Genomic DNA, 23,285 nt, shown 5'->3' with positions numbered 1-23,285 from the left:
GTAGCATGGCATGTCATTTAATAAGTTATAAGGTGCTTATTCGCTTTGGTGTATAGTTTGATTGGCAATTTGCGCCAATGGGCGCACCATCGCACCTAACTGCATTGCCTTCTCGCTTGACGCATTGCCATCGTGAGCGCGTTTTACCACACCTTGTAAAATAGCGGCTAAACGGAAAAAACTAAATGCGAGGTAAAACGTCCAATTGCTAATGGCGTCAATACCTCTTCGCTCGCAATACGCGTTAATATATTCCTGTTCGCTTGGAATGCCTAACTGCTCTCTGTCTAAACCACCTAACCCAGCTGCGTGTGCAATATCAGAGGGAAGGCGTAGCTGCATGCATTGGTAAGCCAAGTCCGCATACGGATGTCCCAACGTAGATAATTCCCAATCAAGCACCGCGACTACTTTAGGATTTTTAGCATCAGACATATCAAACATCATATTATCTAATCGAAAATCTCCATGAACCAACGACACTTGTCCATCATCTTTTGGCAGGTTGGCCTCAAGATACTGAATAAGACTTTCAATTTCTTCAATATGCTCAAGTTCTGATGCACGATACTGCTTTGTCCACCTGCTTAGCTGACGCTCAAAGTAGCTGCCAGGCTTTCCATAATCGCGTAAGCCTGCACTTTCAATATCTACACTATGAAGCGCTGCAAGCACCCGGTTCATTTCATCATACATGGCACCGCGAGTAGCAGAAGATGCTATTTCAGGCAGTGCGCTATTCCAGAAAATGTCACCTTCGACATATGCCATAATGTAGAACATGCTACCGATTATGCTGGGGTCTTCACATAAATGGTACGCTTTAGGCACAGGCACTTCTGAGCCTTGCAACGCGTTGATAACGCGAAACTCTCTGTCTACCGCATGAGCCGATTTCAGTAATTTGCCCGGAGGTTGACGGCGTAATACATAAACGCCGTTATTCGTAGTAAGTTTAAACGTCGGGTTCGATTGCCCACCTGCAAATTTCTCAGCGCTTTTGACGTGCCCAATACTCGGGCACGCAGAAGATAAATATTCATTTAAAACTGCTAAGTCTAGAGCATGTGGGGCTTTCGCATTTTCTTTAGACACATTCACTCCTTACCCGTAATTTTTTGTATTGTTTATTTACAACACTGACTTATTCAGCGACTGCTTTTTCAGCAATAAGATTACGACCTAACTGCATCATGTGCACCTGATCAGGACCATCTGCTAGCTTGATGGTACGCGCATAAGCGTACATGGCAGACAGTACGAAATCTTGGCTTGTACCTGCAGCCCCGTGCATCTGTATGGCTTGGTCAATAACGTTACAGGCCATAGTGGGCGCAACTATTTTGATAGCAGCGATAAGGTCGCGCGATACTTTATTACCGTAGCGATCCATCTTATCTGCCGCTTTTAGCGTGAGCAGGCGTGCCTGTTCTATATCACAGTGCATCTGCGCAATGCTTTCTCTAACCGACTGCTGTTTTGACAACGGCTTGCCAAATGCCACACGGTTCTCAACTCGTTCACACGCCATATCGAGCGCGCGCTGAGCACAACCAATAAGACGCATACAGTGGTGAATACGGCCTGGGCCTAAGCGTCCTTGTGCAATTTCAAAACCACGCCCTTCACCAAGCAGTAAGTTTTCTACCGGTACACGTACGTCTTCAAACAAGACTTCAGCATGACCGATAGGCTCGTCGTAATAGCCCATTGCAGCCATTGGGCGAACAATAGTCACACCCTTAGTGTCCATAGGAACTAAGATTTGAGACTGCTGCTGGTGACGAGGCGCATCGAAATCAGTTTTGCCCATTACCACCATAATTTTACAGTTTTCATTCATAGCACCGCTGGTGTACCACTTACGGCCGTTGATAACGTATTCATCGCCATCGCGCTTAATGGAAGTTTCGATGTTTGTCGCGTCACTTGATGCCACTGCAGGCTCTGTCATAGCAAAGGCTGAGCGTATTTCCCCGTTTAACAGAGGCTCTAACCACTGTTTTTTCTGACTTTCGTTACCGTATTTCGCCAGCACTTCCATATTGCCAGTATCTGGCGCACTACAGTTGAAGATTTCAGAGCTAAACAAAACTCTGCCCATTTCTTCACAAAGTGGTGCATACTCTGCGTTAGTCAAGCCCGCGCCATATGGCTTATATTCTTCAGGTAAAAATAGATTCCAAAGACCCGCTTCTTTTGCACGCTTTTTCAATGTATGCATCATTTCAGGCGTTTTCCAACGACCTTCGCCATTGTTGGCAGAGCCATTTTCTACGGCGTGAATGTATTCCTTTTCAATTGGATACACTTCTTCTTTCATAAACGCTTTTAGTTTTTCTAAAAGTGCTTGGGTCTTTTCATTATATTCAAAGTTCATAACTGCCCCATTTAGCTGTAGGTAATGGCGTGTAACCTGTCAATCACATCCAGGTGAGGTACGCTGTTGAAGTTATTAAGGTGAACGCCTCGCGCATTGGCAAAGCATTGAGAAAAACTGGCATTTCGGATCTGCAAATTCATATTCACAACGGTGGCCGCATCGTAGCCAAGAATGTGTTTGAGCATCATGGCAATTGCACCGCCAGAACTCACAACAAGTACGCGCTTCGCATCTATACTTTGAAGGTGCGTGAGCATACTGTGAACTCTGTCTTCGAACTGACCCCATGTTTCATCAAGGAGTTCATACGCCAACTCGTCTTGCGACCAGGCAAGCATTGCTTTTTTTAGCAATCGGTAATATTCAGAAGGCGAAGCACCTTCAGGTACTTTTGCTTCTGGGTAGCGTGTTAAATAGGCGGTAGCCACTGCCTGAAAATTGAATTCATTCAGTGCGCTATTCACTGTAACTTCAGGTAGCGTATAGTCTTCAGTAGCAATACCCGAGGCAATACCTTCTTTGGTTTCGTGATGCCTAACCATGTCGCCAGAGAAAACTGCATCAAATTCAACATTGCGATGCTTGAAATAGTCACCAAGCCAAATGGCCTGTTGCCCACCCAGTTCACTAAGTTTGTCATAGTTCGCTTTGCCAAAAGACGCTTGACCATGTCGCACTAAATAGATGTCTGTCATACCGCTGCCTGATGTTATTAATATGTTAACTTTCAACCAACATACTAAGGAAAACAGCGATATAAGTTTAATTGATATTTTGAATGAGTATGCATCATGTGAAACTATTCACTGCCAAATATCTGTTTACTTTTTGCACGTTGCGAACAAAATTTGACATGATAGCTTCAAATGCGTGCAATATATGTTCATTAGATTGTATAGTGAAAAGGCACTACACGACGTCATAGGGAAGTTGGCGTATTTAAAATGTAAAGGACTGTACGCATTTGGACGCGACCTTGTCGTGATTAATTTTGTTTAAAGCCCCCCGCTTTTGAAAAATAAAAAGAACCAAAATGAAGTCACTTACACACGCTTTGTCTTGTAATAGCTCAAGCATATCTACACCCCAAAACGCCATTACGCGTTGCCTATGTAGTTCGCCGTTTATTGCCTCTATTGTCTCGTCGACACTTGCTTTGGCTCCCCACGCTCACGCCGATGAGAATGCTCTATCTACTCCGCATAACAAAAAGGCGCTGGAACACATTGTTGTACAGGCGCAAAAGACCAGTCAAAACTTGCAAGATGTGCCCGTTGCGGTCACTGCGCTTTCAGGTCAAGACTTAGTTGAAACAGTTAGCCGAGATGTGTTTGACCTGCAAAACTACGTACCTGCTTTTGGCGCGTTTCAAAATCAAAGCGTAACAAATTCAGGGTTTTCAATACGCGGCATTGGCACGTCTTCACAAAACTTCGGCTTCGAGTCTTCGGTGGGTTTATACGTAGATGGTGTGTACCGTGCACGACAAAACGCGTTAATAAACGACTTAGTCGATATTGAATCCATAGAAGTGTTGCGTGGGCCACAGGGCACACTATTCGGAAAGAATACCGCCGCTGGCGCAATGACGTTAACGACGGTCGCACCTTCACACGACGAGCGCGACGGCTTTGCCGAAGTCATCATCGGCAATGATAACTTGGTTCGTTTAAGCGCTGGCTCGTCGTTTTCGCTTATCGACGATGTACTCGCCATGCGAGTATCTGGCTTTAGTTCTCACAGTGACGGTTTCATTACCGACGAGCGCAGCGGACAAACCCTGAATAACCGTAACCGTTCTGCGATAAAAGCACAGCTGCTTTACACTCCAACAGCTGACATTAGCGTACGGCTTATCGCTGATTACGGCGAGCTAGACGAACGGTGCTGCGGCGCACTAACTTTTCAAAACAATATTCAGGCTAATGACATAGCGGGTAAATTCGGTACTGATGCGCTGCTGCTACAACCGCCGTTTAATGCAACTATTTACGGGCGCGATAACTTTTATGACTATAAAACCTCGCTGTCGCAAACTCCCCTTTCAAAAATGAAAGACAAAGGACTATCAGTTCAAGTAGATGTTGCTTTAAACAAAGCATGGGATTTAGTGAGCATAAGCGCGTACCGCGCGTTTGACAGCTTAGATACGGTAGATACCGACTTTTCTGATGCGGACCTTCTTACTGCCACTAACGACGCCAAGCAGCAGTCGTTTTCTCAAGAAATTAGATTACATTACACCAGTGAAGATGTGCGCGGTTTAATAGGTGTTTACTATTACAGCCAAAACTTAGATCTAAACTTTGATACTACCACGCAAGATGATTTTAGTGCGTTCTTTAATGCCGCCGCGCCCGATCTGCTGCCTTTGGCTAACGCCATCAACGAACTTTCTGCAGTTACATCAGGCTTTATTGCGCCTGCTGCAGCACCCGCGCCGTCCGGTACTGCTTTCGCGCACAGCGCCGATCAAGAGCAAGATAGTATTGCTTTATTCTCTCAGCTGGATTGGCTGTTAAACAGTGATTTCACCTTAACAACGGGCTTACGCTATACCCGCGAAGAAAAGTCGATTGTCGGAGCCTACGATGAGCAAGGGCCTGGTATTGACGGACTAACTCAAGACCCAGCGCAATGGCCTAATGTAGGTCGTGCTGTATTTGGGTTACAAAACATCGCTGCTGCGTTAGCGGCGGGACAAGCTCCTACAGCACAGTCACTTAACGCTATAGCACCATTTCAACAAGCGGGTTGGGGGTATTTTTTCTTGGGATCTGCAGCGGTTATGCCGCGACCTGACTTAAACGAAGAGCTTGATGATTCACAGTTAACCGGCACGGTAAAACTGGCTTATCACCCTAATGACAACACGCTAACGTACGCCAGTTTTGCGACTGGTTACAAAGCTGGCGGTACGAATACCGACAGAATTTTACCTTCGCTTAGCCCGCTTTTTGATGCTGAAAAATCGCGAAGTGCTGAAATAGGTATAAAACACGATTTTGAAGAATACGGCGTGCGCGTAAATGCTGCGGCGCACTATACACAAATTAGCGACTTTCAGGCGACGACCTTTACCGGAACGGGGTTCAACCTCCAAAATGCGGGCGATATCATAGTAAAAGGTGTAGAACTTGAAGCCACTTGGCTAATGACTGAAAATACCGAATTACAGGCTGTTGCATCGCGCACATTGGCGAACTTTGATGAGTTTAAACGCGGTACGTGTTGGGTTGCGTACACGTGGCACACGGGCATTGACGATCCGGGCCGAGTGGAGCCGAACGACCCGTTCTGTTCAAGAGACGGAGACCGCGTAGGCTTCGAGCCTCAGAACTCACTATCTCTTATGCTGAATCACTATTTCGAAGTTGGGAATTATCCAGCCTCCGCCAGTATTGACTACCAATACACGGGCGACGTATTTCTTGATGATGCGAACGACCCGTACAAATACGCTGACGACTTTTCATTATTTAACGTTCGCGTAAGTTTCACTATCCCACAATGGGATAGCGAAATTATTGCGTGGTCGCGCAACGTTTTCGATGAAGAGTACGTTGCACGAAGTGGCTTTGATGTACCCGTACAAACCGGAAAGATCATGGCCTACCCAGGCGCGCCTAGAAGCTTTGGCGTTACCTTCAGAAAGTCTTTCTAACGCTTTAAATGCGTAGGTTTGGTATGAAACACCGCATGGCACTGAGCAATAACAGACAGCGCTATATGCTCAGGTAGCTCACCACCAATGTCGAAACCAGCGGGGCTTGCAAAATACTGAGTAAAGTTGGTATCGCCAAGCCCGGCTAAATCCATAATTTCCTGCTTACGGTGCAGTGGCCCGAGCATTGCCGTATAGGTTAACGATTGCTTGCTTAGCACCTGCAGCGCCTTTGCATCAATTTCACGGTGATGGGACATAAGCACTGCTGCTTGAACGTTATGTTCGCCCATGTGAAGACGTAAGCCTTCAGTAGACGGGTCTTCAATCAAGTAATTTACCTCGGGAAAATGTTCAAGTCTTGCTTGTGCAGGCCTTGGATCCCAAAGGCTGACTAAATAGCCCTGCAAACTAGCAAGCTTAGTCATAAAGGTAGCGTCGTACCCACCTCCAACAACAAGTAGGTGGATAGGCGGCAGCATCAAAACCGACAACATGCGCTTGCCATCAACGGTGTCTAGCACAGCTTTTCTAGGTTTAGCAGAATGGTCTTCCAATTCCGTGCAATCACCCAAAGTACCGTCTACAGCGCAGCGCCACTCACACGCTTTTCCGTTTGATAAGCTTTTGCTAACCACATCCAACGATAAATACTGGTTACTCTCGTTAACTGGTACGAGTGCCAAGTACACCACACCGCCGCATCCAACACCTAGCTTAAACGCGATGTCTTCTTCATCTTCGTCATCGTAAACCGCGGTACGACTTACCCCGTCTGTCATTACTCGCTGGGCTTTTTTAACGATGTCACTTTCTAAGCAGCCACCGCTTAATATACCTAACTGATGCCCAGCGTCACTAAACAACATCATGGCGCCTGCTTTGCGGTAGCATGAGCCTTCGGTTTTAAAAATAAAACCTAACACCCACTTATGCTTGTTTTTAAGTGGAAGCCACTGGGCCAACAAATGGTTAACGTGATTACTCATAACTACCTCTACACCCGTTTAACCTGCTTATTGCTGTGATGCTGCTTGGGCAATAAATGCAGCCAATGTTGCTGGCTCTTGTGCCCCGGCTACGCCCTGATTACCAATGACAAAAGTAGGTACACTTTGGATACCGCGCTGCATCCAAAGGGCTTCTTCCTCGCGCACTGCTTGCGCGTATTTTTCACTCTTAAGCGCTTGTTCAGCTTCAGACTTATCAAGGCCAACCGTTTTCTGCAGCAAAGTGAATAAGTTGGTGAGCCTTAAACGTGTTCTGCATGCGAGAGTCGTCAGTAAAGTTAAACGAAAAGCCTAATTGCTCGCCCGCTTCTACTAACCGTGCTCGGTTCTGCGCGCTTTGCTGCTCACTAATGCCGTATTTTTCCATTATGTGCTCGCGAAGGTTTTGCCCTTCTTCTGGCATATTGGGGTTTAGCTCGAAGGGATGAAACTTAATATCCACTTCAATGTTATCAAGGGTTTTAATGGCTTCTTGCAAACGCTGGTACCCAACAATACACCATGGACATACTACGTCAGAAACCATATTAACTGTTACACTCTGCATACCGCTCGCACTTTGTACACCTTGCTCATTTGCTGCCATGATAGGCCTCGCTTTATTGAATTCATGAAGATATAAGGGCTTAGATAAGGTTACAAAAAGAAACTTCAACCCCACACTGCGATTATTTCGTCGCAGTTACATCAGTTTCTGCTGTGACTTTTGTTGTCGTGCCCATTGTGGTGCTGTAAAGCGTGGAAAGTTTTTCAAGGGCTGAGTGTGCCCATATTTCATAGCCTTTCGTGGAGGGATGAAAGCCATCTTCTGCCATCAAACCACTTTGCTGAATATCCGTCATAGTTCCGCTCACATTAAGTGCACTAACATATAATATGTCTGCGTTAGCCCGGGCTGTTACGCTATCAGCCAAAGCTTGGTTTAGTAACCACGAGCGGTAACCTAATAGTGCACGCAAAGGTTGCGGAAGCGCTGGAAAGCAATGAATTGGCGGTAGCGCAGTAAATAATATTGTTTCGCACCCAAATTTATCTGACAGTAGCGTACTAATAGCATCGATGTTTTGTCGCCACCGTTTCAACGGTACAAATTTGGTCACATCGTTAACACCAATAGAGACGAGCACCGACGAAAAGTACTCGGCAGGCATTTCATGAAGAAGCTTGAGCACATCTTCACTTTTAAAACCTGTTTTAGCATTCAACGTCACTCGCGTTGGCCCATGCTTAACAAGGTTTGAGTACAGCAGACCTGTGAGTGCCCCCATTTGCGTCGTTGCACCAACACCAGCGGCGGCAGAATCGCCTATAACCAAAACGTTATTAGTTAGCAGCAATTTACTATCGGCAGAGGTTAATACCCGCTCGCCGTCGGGCTCTGGTAGTACAGCGGTCTTCTTCCTCACCCAGAATGCTTGAAGCAAAATGACTGGAAGAAGTAAAACAATTATCAGGTTTAATACCAAAACCTTGAAGTAGATCAAATCAGCCTCCTAAGCAATCCATTAAGCTTTAACCATCGAATTGAATTCGCGCCTAGATATCTACATATAAGTGCAGAGCCAATATGACAATAATTGCCGTACAACACCGTCCCGTATCAACCATTACCAAATATGCGTTGAATGCTCCTCGCTATACCTCTTACCCTACTGCACTTAAATTTGAACCGCTACAAGATGACATACTTCCACAAGCACTTGCAGTGTCAAAAGCGCCGGCAGTAAGTCTCTACGTGCACATTCCATTTTGCAAAACGCTGTGCTACTACTGTGGCTGCAATAAAATGGTGACGCGTCACAATGAAAAAGCGGACGAATATTTAGATTACATAGAAAAAGAAATCCTGTCTAAGCGTTATTTAACTGACGGCAGGCGTGCAGTTTCTCTGCACTTGGGTGGCGGTTCACCCAGTTTTTTGAGCGAGACTCAGCATACTTATTTAATGTACCTGCTTAAGAAACACTTTACCTTTGAAGCAGGTGCTGAACTGTCAATTGAGTTAGATCCCAGAAATATCGATAAACGCTATCTTCAAAACTTAAAATGTCTCGGCTACACACGCATTAGCTTTGGTTTACAAGATACTGATTACAATGTTCAGAAAACCATAAATCGTGTACAAAGCACATCTCACATTGCCGATTTAGTATTCGAGGCTCGGTCGCTGGGTTTCGACTCAGTCAACTTAGATCTAATTTATGGTTTACCGAATCAGTCAATTGAAACGTTTTCATCAACCATCGCCGCAACAAAAGCCATGATGCCAGATCGTATTTCGCTTTTTAGCTATGCACACCTTCCCGAGAGGTTCGCAGCGCAGCGTAAATTTGCTGAAGAAACACTGCCAAGTAGTGAAGAAAAAGCGGCGCTTTACAAGCTTGCCGTTAACAGCTTTACAAACATAGGTTATGAAATGATTGGTCTTGATCATTTTGCCTTAAGCAAAGACTCACTGGCTATTGCGAAAAATAAAGGCGAGCTTCACCGCAACTTTCAAGGGTATACCTTACGTGGCGACGCCGACCTTATAGGGTTCGGCGTATCAGCCATTAGCACGGTAGGTAATGCCTTTGCGCAAAATGCTAAGGAGCTAAAAGAATATTACCATCGCTTAGACAACCACCTGCCCAATGCGAAAGTCGGACTGTCATTAAGTGTCGACGACCTTATTCGCAGAGACGTGATTTCTAGCTTAATGTGCAATTTAGCGGTAGACAAGCAAGCAATTGCCGACAAGCACCACATCATTTTTGATGAATACTTTGCTTCAGCCTTAAACAACCTTGAAGAACTTAAAGAAGACGGGCTTATCGAAACAACATCTCGGTATATTCGAGTGCCAGAGTCTGCTCGCATTCACATTCGGGCTATTTGTGCGCGTTTCGACGCTTATTTGAACGCAAGTGAAATACTCAGTAGCTACTCCAAAGCCATTTAAACCTAGGGCAATTTAAACCGCGCAATCACTTGCATCCCTACATCAAGCTTAAGACGCGATAGAGAGATACAGCTAATGCTGGCATATAGGGTTTGGTTACTGCCTAGTACATCAAGTTTTAACAACACTTTCGCGCTGTTTACGGTCGCTAGCTTTTTAGAAGTTAACTTTGTATCTGTGAGTTCTGTATCGGCGTTATTTTCTGGCTCGTTCAGGGGACTGAGTGGATTCGCCACGGGTTCGATGCTAGATATAACACATGGCAGCGCATTTAAAATACTGATTGTGCTGGCATTGCCAAAGTCAGCAATATTGGTATCGATACTTACATCACAGGCTTTAACTGCAAAACGAACAAAAACTTTTTCACCGCTTTGCTGAGGCAAATAGGACACTGATTCTGCAGTGACGAATATCTCTTGCCCCGCTACCTCAACGCGCTCAATACCGTTTTCCGACTGGCACTGCTCATTGCCTTGTAAGGTTAGAGCATTTTGATCTTGTTGGGTTTCGCTACCGTGTTTGTAGCTGACAACGGCGTTTTGTGACTGGTTGCTGTCATGTGCTTCGCTTTGCGCAGTAACTTTAAATCCCTCAAGTACGCTAGACGGTGTCGCAAATCCCTCTTTTGCGAATACTTGAGTCAACACATCGAGCGTTTTTCCACAAAGCTCGGTGCGGCCTTGGTCAATAAAAACCAACTCATCGCTGAACAAGGCAAGGTCATCTAAATCGTGAGAAATCACAAGGCATATGAGCTTCCCCGACACACACAAATTGTTCAAAAACTGGTAAATTTTGCGACGGGTAAAGATATCAATCGCGCTTAGCGATTCATCTAGCAATAACACATCTGGTCCATTGACCAACGCACGCGCAATCGCGACCCGCTGCGCTTCGCCGCCAGAAAGCGCTTGAACTGGCTTATCAATTAAATGTTCGCAATAACAGCCGCGCAAACACGCATCGATAGACATTGCATTAGGGCTTGCGTGACGCTGCGCAAGGGCTAAATTACCGCGCACATCGGTATGGGGAAATAGCATGGGCTGCTGAAAAACGATGCCGACCTTTTGAGAGGTCCACGGCGTTTGCACTTCTGCGCTTTTTTCTACGCCAGCTAGGGCGCGAAACAAGCTGCTTTTTCCCGCACCTGATGGACCGGTAATCCCAATGAATCGGCTTTGCGGCTGCAATGAGATTTGTGCGTTAATGCGATTAGAAAGTCGCGCAGATATTTGCATGTTAACGCGCCTCATCACTTCGTGCGACACCGTTAAAACGATAGAGCGCCGCAAGCATCACAAATGAAAAAATAAGAAGGGCCAACGCAAGGTTGTGTGCACTGTTATATTCCAACGCTTCTACCTGTTCATATAGCGCGATAGACAGCACCTGAGTTTCTCCAGGAATATTGCCACCTATCATTAATACTACGCCAAACTCGCCTATGGTATGTGCAAAGCTTAAGCCTAATGCCACCACGATGGGCGCTTTGCTTAAAGGAAGCACTATTTTTATAAACGCTTCAAAGGCCGAAAACCCCAGCGTTTTTGCTACATCTAGATAACGGTTATCCAATTGTGAAAAGCCGCTGTACAAAGGCTGCAGAGCAAATGGTAGGGAGTAGATGACAGACCCCAACACCAAACCTTCAAAGCTAAATGCTAAATTGCTCCCGGTTAGGCTTTGCCATCCCTGCCCCAACGCACTTTGCGGCGAAAAAGCAATAAGCAAATAAAAACCCAGCACAGTTGGCGGTAACACCAAAGGCAACGCGAGTATCGACATAACCAAAGGCTTAGCTTTGCTCTGCCATTTCGCTAAAAACCACGCTAGCGGCAATGCGATTAACAACAGCAAACCACTGGTTATAAAGGCCAGTTTTAAGGTGAGTAATATGGCTTCAAGTGTCGATGCCCCGAAGAATTCTGTGAGCATACTTAGTTACCTACGCCCGATGCAATGGTAGGTTCATAGCCCCATTCAATTAAGCTGTGCTGCACCCCTTGCGACATTAAATACTGTACGAACAGGCTGGGTGATGACACTCCATTAGCGTCACTCAAACGAAATGCTCTGGTTGGCTCAACGTTGTCGTTGTGAATAGGCTCATCAACTGGCGCTGCCGCATTTTTAATTGGAAGTGGTTCGAACAGATTCGGAGATAATGTAGCTACCGTTTTACTATTAACCACCAACGACTGAATGATGGGTTGATACAAGGTTTCAGGTACTGGGACGATAACCGTAACAGCATCGGCGCTTTTGGTATTCACAACACTGTTAAAATTAGAAGGCAAATTAGAGGATAAGTCTGCGGGCAAATCTAACGCCGATGAGTACGCAACGAACGCCCCTTTCACGCTGCCGGTGGTATAAAACTGCAAGGTTTGTAGCACGTTTTTACCCATCACTCTGTGAGGTAAAAACTGTTGCCATAAGGATAAGTTTTGCAACGTCTGTTGCGCAGCATCACCATAGGGAGCCAGTTTAGGATTTGCGATAGCTACCTTGTTTTGTGGATTTTCCATTAATTGAACAAGCTGCTTCGACAAGCAATCGGTAAGCTGAACGTTTATTTGTGCAGTTGTGTCTCCAGTAGATGAGCGCGCGATCTGCTCGCAATTCCTTTTACCGGATGTTTCATGTGATGCCTCACTTGATAAGTCGCCAGCATAGACAAACGCAAGCTTGCCTTTAGCGTAATCCACCAGATTGCCGTGGTGAACTACGTTGTTATCAACCAACGCTTGCGGCCTAGCGCGATCTGCAGATAGAAAAACGTCGAAGCTAGCACCATGTTGAATTTGCGCATACAAAGTACCGCTAGAGGATATCGTTACCGCGACTTCTATGCCGGTTAGCTCAGTAAACTGCTCGGCAATACTCTTTAGCGGTTTTGCAAAGTTTGCCGCAACGGCTACGTTAATTTTTTCATCGCGCTTGAAATTTACTGACTGGTTTTGTTTATCGGCACTACTAACACTCCCTTCATTTACAGTATTATTCGCCGCTTCAAAACTGCTCGCCTGTGCCACAGAACTTGAAAGAGCCGTAACGCTTAGGGCTACACTTGCACTTACCAAAATAAGCATGGCCAAGTTAACAAAGCTTGAAAGTCGCATTGCTAAAGAACAAACCATTACTTTTTGCGCATCCACTTAAGTGCCGCTTTATCGTCAGATGCTTTCGCCGCAACCCATTCAGATTTATCGCCTTTAAATTCTTTTTTCCAAAGCGGTACCGACTGTTTAAGCATGTCCATTAAGTAGCAGGCAGCGTCAAACGCCGCCTGGCGGTGGGGAGCGGCGGCACCTACCCATACAATTTGCTCGTTGTTGTGTATGCGCCCTACTCTGTGCAGTGCGCCAGCACTGTTAAGTGAAAAGCGTTCGCTCGCTTGTTCAACCAGAAGCATTAATGCTTTTTCAGTCATGCCCGGGTAATGCTCTAATTCGATGCCGTCTATGTCGCCAGCGTTATTAAAATCTCGCACTAGCCCAGTAAAAGTAACAATCGCGCCGGTGTTGCCGCAGGCCTTCTCATCTGCCGACTGTTTTAGCCTAGCGTAAAGCTCTCCTTGGTCGAAATCTTCAACTTGAACTAGCGCGAACATAGCTAGCCCCCTGTCACAGGTGGAAATAGCGCCAGCTCATCACCGTCGCTAAGTACTGTTTGGAGATCGCAAAGCTCTTGATTACAGGCAGTAAGCACACTGCCCTCTAGTGCTAATGCCCACTTGTCACTACGCGTTTTAAGCTGCGATATCACGGTCTCAATGGTGCTGTTCTCGCTTATATGAAGCGCGATACTGTCCTCTCCCGTGATTTCTCGGGTTTGTGCGAATGTTTTTACCGTTACCTGCATGCTTTGCCTGTTATCTACGTTGTTAAGGTCGCTTTGTGCGCGCTAATTAATCTTGCCAAGCCTCTGAAATGGGTTGAGCCTAAAATGCGTTGCTTTTTGAGTGCGTGTACGCTTTATGCACGTCATTTTTTAGCTCACTGGCCTTTCACTGGCCTTTGTGAAAACTAGGTGTCGGACCGCCAGTGGCCTGTCTTACCGCCTTTTTTCTCCAGTACCCGCACCCCTTCCATATGCATGCCAGGGTCGATGGCTTTGCACATATCAAACAAGGTTAACAGCGCCACATTTACACCCGTGAGCGCTTCCATTTCAACGCCGGTTTTACCGCTTAGCTTGCAATAGCAGGTGGCTTGAATTCGGTTTTGGTCGGCCTGAACGTCGAAGTTTATATCCACCTTTGACAGTGCCAATGGGTGACAAAGAGGAATAAGATCGGCGCAGCGTTTTGCCCCTTGAATACCCGCTACACGGGCAACTGCAAATACATCACCTTTTGCAATTTTTGACTCAGAGATTTGGCGAATAACGTCTTCGCTTACGTATAAAAAACCTTCTGCTGTGGCTTCTCGCTTGGTAACGTCTTTGTCGCTAACGTCAACCATGTTAGCTTCACCGCCAGCGTTTAAATGGCTAAAGGTGCTCATGCTTCCACCAAATGCTTCACAAAATTACACGGTCTAAAGTCGGCATCAAGCTGGCTCGAAATAATTTTTTCCCACGCCGTACGACACGCGCCTGTTGAGCCTGGTAAGCAGAAAATAACCGTATTATTAGCAAAGCCCGCAACCGCGCGAGACTGAATGGTTGATGTACCAATCTCTTCATAGCTAATTTGACGGAATAGCTCGCCAAAGCCGTCGACTTCTTTGTCGAACAATACACTGATGGCCTCTGGCGTTGAGTCGCGGTGGGTAAAACCTGTACCACCGGTAATTAATACGGCGTGAATGTTTTTATCGGCAATCCACTTCGACACCACGGCGCGCTGCTGATAAATATCGTCTTTCACCAAGTCGCGATCGTAAAGGTTATGGCCAACCGAGGTAAGCGCCTCTTTCAAGTAGTCTCCCGACTTGTCGTTTTCGAGGGTGCGCGTATCTGAAATAGTGAGTACGGCAATATTAAGGGGTTGGCTGACAACTGACATATGAAATCCTAATTTGATATGCGACATTTTGGCGGTTTTTGATAAAGTACCAGCCAAAATACTATTTGGTAATCACTTTATAAGGGTGCATGCCATGAATTCAACAACTAAGTTGGCATAAACTATGTCTAAAAGCCTAACTCATCAGCAGGCTATGCGTTATAACCGCCATATCGTGCTTCCAAAAGTGGATCTAGACGGTCAAGAAGCGCTGCTAAACGCCAATATTTGTATCATTGGTATTGGCGGGCTTGGCACCGCGGCTGCTACTAACCTTTGCGCCAGTGGCGTGGGCTCTCTTACACTTATCGACCACGACACAGTTGAGGCCACCAACCTGCCAAGGCAAACCTTGTTTAGCGAACAAGATGTAGGCACAAATAAAGTAGAGGCGGCTAAAGCGCGGCTTAGTGAAATAAACAGCGACTGCGACATTACCGTAATAGCAGAACCGTTTTCGGCGCCCAGCTCTACTCAGCTTTCACCAGTATTAAAACAAGCCATAGAGCGTGCTGACGTTGTGCTAGATTGCACCGACAATACAAACTCGCGAGATTTAATAAACCTACTGTGTTTTAAACTAAATACCCCGCTAGTATCGGGCGCGGCCATTCGCTTTGAAGGCCAGCTTTTCGTCGCTATACCCGGTGAGAGCCGTTGCTATGCATGCTTACGGACGCTATTTGAATCGCCCGATTTAAGCTGTGTAGAGGCAGGTATATTCTCGCCAGTGGTGAATATTGTTGGTACTTATCAAGCGATGCTAGCTATGCAAGTATTGATGGATTTCGATAGTATTCCTAAAAACACGTTAATGACGTTTGATGCTCTGTCGCACGAGTGGAGAAACTGGAAGCTACCTAAAGGCGTAGATTGCGAGCTATGTGCTTGTTAAGTTTATGTGCATTTGCGGCATGAATTCTAAAAACGTGATTAAAAACAACAGACTAAAACAAAGAACAAGACAGAAAATAGGTTGATTTAAATGACAACCCAAGTAGTGAAAAAACACATGGTAGTGGCGCAAAACGCGTCTGGACGTAACATGAACGTGCCAATTTATCGAATGAAAGGAGCGCGCCCTGGCCCCACCGTGTATATTCAAAGTTCTATTCACGGCGCTGAAGTGCAAGGCAACGTGGTTATTTACCATCTCATTCAGCGCTTAAAAGACATGGATATTTGCGGCGAAATTATCCTAGTGCCCAACTGTAATCCCATTGGTACTAACATCAAAGCCGGTGAGTACACATTAGGCCGGTTCGATCCTGTGAACGGCACAAACTGGAACCGCGGCTACTTCTTCGATAAGGATGCAGTTGAGCATTTCTCCAAAACGGTCACCCGCGAAGAGTCTATTGAAGGCATAAAACAACGTTTTCGTGCTCACTTATCTAACGCTATCGACAACAAACTGGCTGAACCCTGGGGCCTAGGACTAGCGCAGCAGTTGAACCTAAAGCTACAGCAAATGGCAGTAAATGCCGATTTCGTGTTAGATCTCCACAACGGCCCGGTGTCTACCCGTCACGTTTATATTCCCGAGTACGCCAAAGACAGTGCTAAGCTGTTTAACATTCCCCATTGTATTTTTATTCCAAACGTATTTGCGGGGGCGTTGGACGAAGCGACGTTCTGCCCATGGTGGACACTGCAAGAAAGCATAAAAACTAATTTAGCGCGTGAGGTAAGCTTTAACGTTGAAGCGTTTACGCTTGAAATGGGTAGCCAAGAAGTTATCGACTTTAACGAAGGTAATATAGACGCCACCAGTATTCTTAGCTACTTAAACGCCAAAGGCGTATTGCACGAATGCGATATTAAACCGACAGAAATGAAGCGTTTAGGCGTGTATTTAAAAGACTATAAAACCCTGTTTACTAACTGGGGCGGCATGGTGGAGTACATGGCGAAACCAGGCCAAACGGTGAAGAAAGGCGAACCACTGGCGCAAATTTTAAATATTGACGATCTGGATACCGACAACGGCAGCAGGACCTTAGAAGCGCCTTGCGATTTGATCCCTATTCTACACTTCCCGTCGGCTTCGGTATTGAGTGGGACGCAGTTGTATAAGGTGTTTACTAATTATCGGGAATTGTAGGTTTTATCTACAAATAGATACGATGTGAACTTGGTTGCAACAAATTGGATTAGAGTTTGTTGCAACCGCCCTAAGGGAGTGCTTATTCGCTGATTCATAAAGCAGCTACAAAGCGCACCTTTTTCACGAAAAAAAGTTGGCGAACTACGCAAGGGTAAAGAGTCCGTTTTGCTAGATTCACTGAATATTTAGCAAGATAAAGCTTAGTTAATCCTATTTAGTACAAATTCGGCAATTTTTAAATCCTGAACTGCCAAACCCGTTAAATCTACAACCGTTGTCTCTGTTGCCATCGTTGGTCGCCTCCCCTTTGCGATTTCTGCTCCCAACTCGAACACTTGATGTTCACCAATAGCGGATGCACGAAGTGCTTTAGATACCTCACCACGTGTTAAACTTTGCTTTTTACTGTCCACAATAATTCTGGTGGCATTCACCAAAATATCTGTATCCAGCTCCTGCTTCTCGGGTGTATCGGAGCCAATTGCAATTATTAATGTTCCTGCTTGGATCATATTCTGGCTTAGTAACGGTCGGGAAGACGGGGTTGTGGTAATGATTAGGTTTGACTTCCCGGCCAACGACTCCAAGTGCTCGATAAGCTCTACATTATAACCTTCGACTTGCATGGACCGTCTAAAGCGTTCAGCAGCTTCCGTTGAACGTCCCCACACTATTATCTTTTTACATCCTGTCACTTGACTCACTCGCTTCACCTGAAGACATGCCTGAATACCAGTGCCTACTACCCCAATGGCAGAGACCACGGCAGGAGCAAAATACTTGGCAACAATGGCGCCTGCAATTGCAGTACGATGGTCGGTTAAAATACCTTCATCTTGCAGTAAACATTTGGCTTCACCTGTTTCGGTGGAGAACAGCATCATCAAGCCGTTGCTGGACGGCAAGCCTAATACACTATTGCCATAAAAGCCTGATGCAACCTTAATCACATAATGAACTCCAGCCTTGAGGTAACCGCACTTAATATGTACTTCACCTTTCTCAAGCACTAGTTCACTTACAGGCGGGATGCACGCTAAGCCTTTGGAATAGTCAACAAATCCACTTTCAACATCAAGTAATGGGTCGAATTGCCTCAGCACGGTCAGAATTTCAGATTTAGTGACAATCTTCATGTTTACACCCCATATTTGTGCTTCACATAATGACTAATTCTCTCCAACCCTTTTTCTAAATGATCGCTAGGCGCGCCTATTCCTACTCTGAAGTAACCGTCTAAGCCATACACATCACCAGGTAAAATAAGCACGCTCAATTCTTGTCTAAACTCGTGGGCAAGCTCAGTCGAGTTAACTGGTAAATCATAACGAATAAATGCCATACCTCCTGCCTTGGGGGGTACAAACGAGGCCCAGGAATTTTCATCGACCCACTCACTAATTCTATTTAGATTATCTATTAAGAATTCTTTACTGCGGGTTAATACCTGATGCCGAAAGGTTGGTTCTAGCACTATATTCGCTACATATTCGCTTACAGCACTAGTGGTGATGCTGGTATAATCCTTACACTGCCACGTTTTGTAGATGTCTTCGGGTAGCCCAACTAGCCATCCTAGGCGTAAACCAGGCATCGCCATAGCTTTTGACAAGCCGCAGGTAATAATCGCCTTTTCATATTCATCTGCAAAACTAGGTAGTTCATTTCCATCAAACTCCGCACCTTTGTATACCTCATCAGCATGGATATAAATGTCGTGCCGTTTTGCAAAGTTCACCAATTCCTGTATTTGTTCAAGAGGCAGCGTAGATCCCGTTGGGTTGTTGGGATGACAAATAGTGAGCATCTTGGTGTTAGCCGATATGCTTTTTTCTAGCAGTTCAAAGTTTGGTAGCCAACCGTCTTGTTCCAATAATGGAATTTCGACGACCTTCACCCCTAACGACTTAGCCCACCCAGCTATCTGCATGTAGTTAGGAACAATAACTATTAGCTCATCGCCTTTTTCAAGTAAGCTCATTACCATTAGGAAATTTGCTTCAGCCGAGCCATTTGTAACGATTACATTGTCAGAAGTTCGATTGCTGTATAGGGCAGCAATGCGCTCTCGAAGTTGCACACTACCATTAGTCCAACCGTATCCAAGTTCAATACTCAATAGCTCTTGTTGCTGCTCCTGATTGAGCAGTTCGTTTAATCGATATGGGTGAACACCGCTATCAGATAGGTTCAGTTCAACTAAGTTTTCATAGAGTGATTGGATTCGTTCAAGTGTAAATTCATCGATTTGCATGATTTGTCTTCTATAGGTCAATTGATACTGCTCAGTGTATGCTTGACCTGCTAAGCGATGAATAACACAATAATTGAATTTCGCGCATTTAACTTTGTAAAACAAAGGAAAAGGCTGCGTTTACTTTGGAAAAATAAGATGGACAAGATTAACAGAAATATTCTACATATTTTGCAGTCTGAGGGGCGTATTTCCTTCTCGGAATTAGCGAAACGTGTCCACCTTTCCGCCCCCGCGGTTGCTGAACGCGTAAAGCGATTAGAAGAGGAAAGCGTAATTACTGGCTATACTGCAACAATCGATAGCCACAACATGGGATTACCTATTACAGCCATGGTTCAAGCCCGTGTATTTATTGGTAAGGAGCCGCAAATACTAGCATTTATGAAAGAACGGCTAGAGGTCGTTGAAGGATACAATGTGACGGGTGAACGCGCCTTCATAATGAAAGTAGCGACAGATTCAATGAAAGCACTAGACGGCTTTTTGGGAGATCTATCAATAATGGCAGAGTCCAATACAATGATGATATTGTCCAGCGTGACGAGGAAGCCGCTCACAATTTAAGTACAATTTATCCCATTCAAACCAATATCATGTTTAAACTCTCCACGTCCGTTAAACACGCCAAAACCAACATCGGTTGCTTTAAGCTGTAAATCTAAAACCCAGTCTGTTTGTTCAATTGGTTTTAATTCAAAACGGTGTAAAGGAAGTGGGCATTTTAAGTAAAAGTTATGATAAGCCTTTCCCAAAGCACCTTGGTCTAGGGTATGCACGTAAATAGTGTTTTTGCCTATTTCAAATTCTTTATGAAAGTAGTCTGTATTATCGGTTAACACCATATCCATTGCGACGTCAAAAAAGCCTAGGTTAACCTGAATAAAAGCCACTACAGCGATAAAAATGTTAAGGATGTTAGAAACCCATTTATTTTTGAACAAAAGCTTAAGTGCACCTTTCTGCTTAAAAATCAGGTAAACACCTACACATACCGCTATCAATTTCACCCAGGCTACCATATCCCCGACCTGTGACATGAGCTTTGGGGAATGGTAGTTCATCCCCCACAAAACACTCCCATTAACGCTTTCAGCTAAAGGTATGAGAATTAGCAGTAGCCCAACAAATACAGGAATACGCCGTACCGCAGCATCCCTTTGCGGCATTGACGTTTTTTTACTACTATGGTTTTGCATCAGCAGCGTCCTTGGTAGCAGCGCATTTTAAATCGGCGAACCTGGCGGTAGCGGCTCTACTTCAAAGGTACTTGGCCATGCCTTACTAGCCCAATAAGTATCGAACTGTTCTTTCAGTATTTCATACTGATTGTCGTCTGCTTTGTCGTCTAACCATTCGCTAAATTCAAGCAGAGCAAGTTCGGCTTCCATTCTTACTTCAGGCGCCAACTTATCGTTAGTTACTGCTTTCATCACTGCATTTAACGCCACTAACTGTAAGCGTTTTGCTAATGGGCTTTGTGACTTATTTTTATACCAATGAACGTTAAGTATTTGCTTCACCAGCATAGAAACGCCTACTTTTTTACGTCTGTCATTAGTGCTTCTTGTTTGCCACTCCAAGCGGTTTAAGCGCTCTGGGTGCAATAGTAATTCAAACGCAAAGTTAGATGCAGAAGCGGCGGTAGAAACAGGGTCTAACATTAACCCCATTTTGCCCTTAAAGTGCTCGCGAGTAATATCGTCGCCATACGCTGTCGGTGGAATAAGGGCGAGTACCGATTCAGGTATCGTCAGGTAATCAGCGGTAGTAGCTGTAATTAACTGCTGCATAGCGCGTTGCTGCACTGCAGGCGCTACAAACTGTTGGCCCTGTGCTTTGGTATAGTCACCTTTGCGTTCGTATTCATACACTAAGCCGCCGACTTGCTTTGCAACGGCTTCTAACTGATAACGGTGGAGTAAGTAAATAGGCACTAAAGCATTTTCAAGCGAGGATAAACTGCTATTTGGGCTTAAGGTGTCTAAACCTAAATTGGCTAACGCCAGTTCGCGTACTTGTGAAATTTCATCGAAAGCATCTAGCGGATTGCTACCGTTTTCCCACATATGGCCGTTTGCCGATGCATGGCGACTACTGCGGGTATCGGGGTCTGACTTAAAACTTAAACCCTCATTACGGCCTTTTACGATAATTTTTGCCAAGACTTCGGTTGCCTCTACGTCGCTGGCAAAATCTTGATAGCCATACGCTACGGCGTGAATATCCCATGCGCCTATGCCTTTATCATACGCGCCTTCCAAGCTAATTTTGCCGTTTTTAATACTAATTTTGGGATGAGGATAATCCATTACCGACGCACGGTTATTTTCACTTGCCGCAAAGTTGTGGGCTATACCCAATGTGTGCCCTACTTCGTGGGCTGAAAGCTGCCTAATGCGGTCTAAAGCCATTTCTTGCTGTGCAGTGGTGTCGGTGCTGCCGTCCTTAAAAGGACTGGTTAGGCCAAGGGCAATTAAATAATCTTGTCTTACACGCAATGAGCCGAGCGTAACGTGACCTTTGATAATTTCACCAGTGCGCGGGTCGACAACCGACGAACCATAAGACCAACCGCGCGTTGCGCGATGTACCCAGTTGATTACGTTATAGCGCACGTCCATTGGGTCGGCACCTTCGGGCAATACTTTCACCTGAAACGCATCTTTGTAGCCTGCGGCTTCATAGGCTTGATTCCACCAGCTCGCCCCTTCTTTAAGCGCGGTCATTACGGGTTCTGGAATACCAGGATCTAGGTAATACACAATAGGCTCCACTGCTTCGCTCATTGCAGCATGCGGGGTTTTCTTGTTTAAACGATGGCGGGTAATAAAACGCTGTTCAGTAGGCTCGCTGATAGGCGTTGAATAATCAAAGTAACTGAATTTCCAGTAGCCCGAGTACGGGTGGTACTCTCTGGGCGTGTAATTATCGTCAGGCAGAGCCACAAACGAATGATGCAAGTGCACCGACAAGCTTTCTGGGTCGGGCGTAACTTGCTGCACGTATTCGCCTGGCTTCTTACCTGCAAAGGTGACTAAAGCCTCTAATTCAGTATTTTTTTCAAAACCTTTGGTTTTAGGTAAATACACGCCGCTTCGCATGTTATCTACGCTAAAACTGCCTTGGTTAGTTCCCGCTAAGCGATTGCCAATGCCATGGATATCGCTTAATAAGAACGGTGTGTAATCTATTAGACTGGCGCTGTCGTTTTTGGCTACCAGCGTAAAACCTGCGATAACCGAATCAGCAAAGGCTTCATCAATGCTCTGCTTCTCAGCGTCGCTGCCATGGGCTGCTCGGTATTTGGTGTTGTGCTGCTTTAATAAAACCTTGTTTCCAAATTTTTCAAAGCTTACTAAACGCGTGTTGCCTAGCTGGCCGCGATCAAGGCCAATGTCGTTAGACCCTACACCGTACGGCAAGCTACTTTGAAACAGGTATTCGGCGTGGTCTGTTGGCACCGCCAAGTAAACTTTGTCACTTTCATCGTCATAGTAAACAGGAATTAAACCATCTTTTTTGGTCATATTGCTGGTGAATTCACCAATGCTTGGCAGCGCAGCCAATGCGGAAGACGTAGACACGACAAATAATACCGTAATCGCAATGGCCGATTTGCCCGATGCTTTTACTTGTCGTGCCGCTTTATGAAAAATGTTCAATTGCAGCATGCAGTTAGTCCTTATTATTGTGAATTTCTAGCCTACCCTATGTGGTGGGTTTTGCCCATGGTAGTTCATCGTTTAATGCGCTCTTTTTGCTTGTTATTTAGCTGTGAACAGGCTTGGTTTTTCCTACCGAAGGTAATGCACTAAAAACGCAACTATATGGAAGAAAACAGCTGGCATTGACTCTGCTCAATTGCCGTTTAAACATTCAAAAACACAAGCGACAACAAATTATTTG

The 23,285-nt window shown here is 45.4% G+C and carries 21 protein-coding genes and 1 pseudogene; 5 read left to right on the top strand and 17 right to left on the bottom strand.

Going from position 1 to position 23,285, the window contains the following annotated elements:
• Positions 1-36: 36 nt before the first annotated feature.
• Genes BZA03_RS10605 through BZA03_RS10595 form a run of 3 tightly spaced genes read right to left on the bottom strand, consistent with a single transcriptional unit; the run spans position 37 to position 3,078 of the window.
• A complete protein-coding gene (locus tag BZA03_RS10605) occupies positions 37-1,095 on the bottom strand; it encodes a phosphotransferase family protein (RefSeq protein ID WP_110288749.1) in 1,059 nt (352 codons plus the stop codon).
• 49 nt (positions 1,096-1,144) lie between these two features.
• Positions 1,145-2,380, bottom strand: a complete 1,236-nt coding sequence (locus tag BZA03_RS10600; protein WP_110288748.1) for an acyl-CoA dehydrogenase family protein — start codon at positions 2,378-2,380, stop codon at positions 1,145-1,147.
• A gap of 11 nt (positions 2,381-2,391) precedes the next feature.
• Positions 2,392-3,078: a histidine phosphatase family protein gene (locus tag BZA03_RS10595; RefSeq protein WP_110288747.1), complete on the bottom strand. Its 687-nt coding sequence runs from the start codon at positions 3,076-3,078 to the stop codon at positions 2,392-2,394.
• A gap of 338 nt (positions 3,079-3,416) precedes the next feature.
• Between BZA03_RS10595 and BZA03_RS10590 the strand changes: the two genes are divergently transcribed.
• Entirely contained in the window at positions 3,417-6,047 is a 2,631-nt protein-coding gene (locus BZA03_RS10590; RefSeq protein ID WP_110288746.1) for a TonB-dependent receptor, read from the top strand.
• Here the strand turns inward: BZA03_RS10590 and BZA03_RS10585 are convergent.
• The 3 genes and pseudogenes from BZA03_RS10585 to BZA03_RS10575 all read right to left on the bottom strand — a co-directional run bounded on the left by BZA03_RS10585 (position 6,044) and on the right by BZA03_RS10575 (position 8,541).
• A complete protein-coding gene (locus BZA03_RS10585) occupies positions 6,044-7,036 on the bottom strand; it encodes an XdhC family protein (protein ID WP_110288745.1) in 993 nt (330 codons plus the stop codon). The two genes, BZA03_RS10590 and BZA03_RS10585, sit on opposite strands and share 4 nt — an antisense overlap.
• Positions 7,037-7,063: 27 nt before the next feature.
• Positions 7,064-7,643, bottom strand: a pseudogene (locus BZA03_RS10580) (DsbA family oxidoreductase).
• A gap of 82 nt (positions 7,644-7,725) precedes the next feature.
• The gene (locus BZA03_RS10575) at positions 7,726-8,541 is read right to left on the bottom strand and encodes an SGNH/GDSL hydrolase family protein (RefSeq protein WP_110288744.1); all 816 of its coding nucleotides are present in this window, start codon (positions 8,539-8,541) and stop codon (positions 7,726-7,728) included.
• A gap of 83 nt (positions 8,542-8,624) precedes the next feature.
• Between BZA03_RS10575 and hemN the strand changes: the two genes are divergently transcribed.
• On the top strand, positions 8,625-9,998 hold the full coding sequence (hemN, locus tag BZA03_RS10570) for an oxygen-independent coproporphyrinogen III oxidase (protein WP_110288743.1): 1,374 nt from the start codon (positions 8,625-8,627) through the stop codon (positions 9,996-9,998).
• Positions 9,999-10,000: 2 nt separating this feature from the next.
• Here hemN and BZA03_RS10565 read toward each other — a convergent pair whose 3' ends face one another.
• The 7 genes from BZA03_RS10565 to moaB form a co-directional block, all read right to left on the bottom strand.
• Complete coding sequence (locus BZA03_RS10565; RefSeq protein ID WP_110288742.1) at positions 10,001-11,242, bottom strand: ATP-binding cassette domain-containing protein; 1,242 nt, start codon at positions 11,240-11,242, stop codon at positions 10,001-10,003.
• A gap of 1 nt (position 11,243) precedes the next feature.
• Positions 11,244-11,939 carry a molybdate ABC transporter permease subunit gene (gene modB, locus BZA03_RS10560; RefSeq protein ID WP_014976765.1) on the bottom strand — a complete coding sequence of 232 codons (696 nt, stop codon included), beginning with the start codon at positions 11,937-11,939 and terminating at the stop codon, positions 11,244-11,246.
• Positions 11,940-11,941: 2 nt separating this feature from the next.
• A complete protein-coding gene (gene modA, locus BZA03_RS10555; RefSeq protein WP_110288741.1) occupies positions 11,942-13,162 on the bottom strand; it encodes a molybdate ABC transporter substrate-binding protein in 1,221 nt (406 codons plus the stop codon).
• Complete coding sequence (locus BZA03_RS10550) at positions 13,144-13,617, bottom strand: molybdenum cofactor biosynthesis protein MoaE (RefSeq protein WP_014949772.1); 474 nt, start codon at positions 13,615-13,617, stop codon at positions 13,144-13,146. Before BZA03_RS10550 ends, modA begins: the two co-directional genes overlap by 19 nt.
• Positions 13,618-13,619: 2 nt before the next feature.
• Positions 13,620-13,868 (bottom strand): MoaD/ThiS family protein, encoded by a 249-nt coding sequence (locus tag BZA03_RS10545; RefSeq protein ID WP_039225445.1) that lies wholly within the window; start codon positions 13,866-13,868, stop codon positions 13,620-13,622.
• A gap of 164 nt (positions 13,869-14,032) precedes the next feature.
• Complete coding sequence (moaC, locus tag BZA03_RS10540) at positions 14,033-14,512, bottom strand: cyclic pyranopterin monophosphate synthase MoaC (protein WP_039225443.1); 480 nt, start codon at positions 14,510-14,512, stop codon at positions 14,033-14,035.
• Positions 14,509-15,015: a molybdenum cofactor biosynthesis protein B gene (moaB, locus tag BZA03_RS10535; protein ID WP_014949775.1), complete on the bottom strand. Its 507-nt coding sequence runs from the start codon at positions 15,013-15,015 to the stop codon at positions 14,509-14,511. Before moaB ends, moaC begins: the two co-directional genes overlap by 4 nt.
• 124 nt (positions 15,016-15,139) lie before the next feature.
• Between moaB and BZA03_RS10530 the strand changes: the two genes are divergently transcribed.
• Positions 15,140-15,910 (top strand): HesA/MoeB/ThiF family protein, encoded by a 771-nt coding sequence (locus BZA03_RS10530; protein ID WP_014949776.1) that lies wholly within the window; start codon positions 15,140-15,142, stop codon positions 15,908-15,910.
• 90 nt (positions 15,911-16,000) lie between these two features.
• Entirely contained in the window at positions 16,001-17,119 is a 1,119-nt protein-coding gene (locus BZA03_RS10525) for a succinylglutamate desuccinylase/aspartoacylase family protein (RefSeq protein ID WP_110288740.1), read from the top strand.
• Between the two features lie 203 nt (positions 17,120-17,322).
• On the opposite strand, the gene BZA03_RS10520 is transcribed toward BZA03_RS10525, so the two are convergent.
• Both BZA03_RS10520 and BZA03_RS10515 read right to left on the bottom strand, forming a co-directional pair.
• The gene (locus BZA03_RS10520; RefSeq protein ID WP_110288739.1) at positions 17,323-18,258 is read right to left on the bottom strand and encodes an ornithine cyclodeaminase family protein; all 936 of its coding nucleotides are present in this window, start codon (positions 18,256-18,258) and stop codon (positions 17,323-17,325) included.
• A 2-nt stretch (positions 18,259-18,260) separates the two neighbouring features.
• Positions 18,261-19,376, bottom strand: a complete 1,116-nt coding sequence (locus BZA03_RS10515) for an aminotransferase class I/II-fold pyridoxal phosphate-dependent enzyme (protein WP_181417289.1) — start codon at positions 19,374-19,376, stop codon at positions 18,261-18,263.
• 138 nt (positions 19,377-19,514) lie between these two features.
• On the opposite strand from BZA03_RS10515, the gene BZA03_RS10510 reads away from it, so the two are divergent.
• Positions 19,515-19,943 (top strand): Lrp/AsnC family transcriptional regulator, encoded by a 429-nt coding sequence (locus BZA03_RS10510; RefSeq protein ID WP_110288812.1) that lies wholly within the window; start codon positions 19,515-19,517, stop codon positions 19,941-19,943.
• Here the strand turns inward: BZA03_RS10510 and BZA03_RS10505 are convergent.
• Both BZA03_RS10505 and BZA03_RS10500 read right to left on the bottom strand, forming a co-directional pair.
• Positions 19,940-20,386 carry a hypothetical protein gene (locus BZA03_RS10505; RefSeq protein ID WP_231506494.1) on the bottom strand — a complete coding sequence of 149 codons (447 nt, stop codon included), beginning with the start codon at positions 20,384-20,386 and terminating at the stop codon, positions 19,940-19,942. The two genes, BZA03_RS10510 and BZA03_RS10505, sit on opposite strands and share 4 nt — an antisense overlap.
• A 216-nt stretch (positions 20,387-20,602) precedes the next feature.
• On the bottom strand, positions 20,603-23,050 hold the full coding sequence (locus tag BZA03_RS10500; RefSeq protein ID WP_110288737.1) for a zinc-dependent metalloprotease: 2,448 nt from the start codon (positions 23,048-23,050) through the stop codon (positions 20,603-20,605).
• Positions 23,051-23,285 lie beyond the last annotated feature (235 nt).

The organism is Alteromonas sp. I10 (assembly GCF_003201515.1).
Classification (GTDB): domain Bacteria; phylum Pseudomonadota; class Gammaproteobacteria; order Enterobacterales; family Alteromonadaceae; genus Alteromonas; species Alteromonas macleodii.
This window is presented reverse-complemented; position numbering and strand designations above follow the sequence as displayed.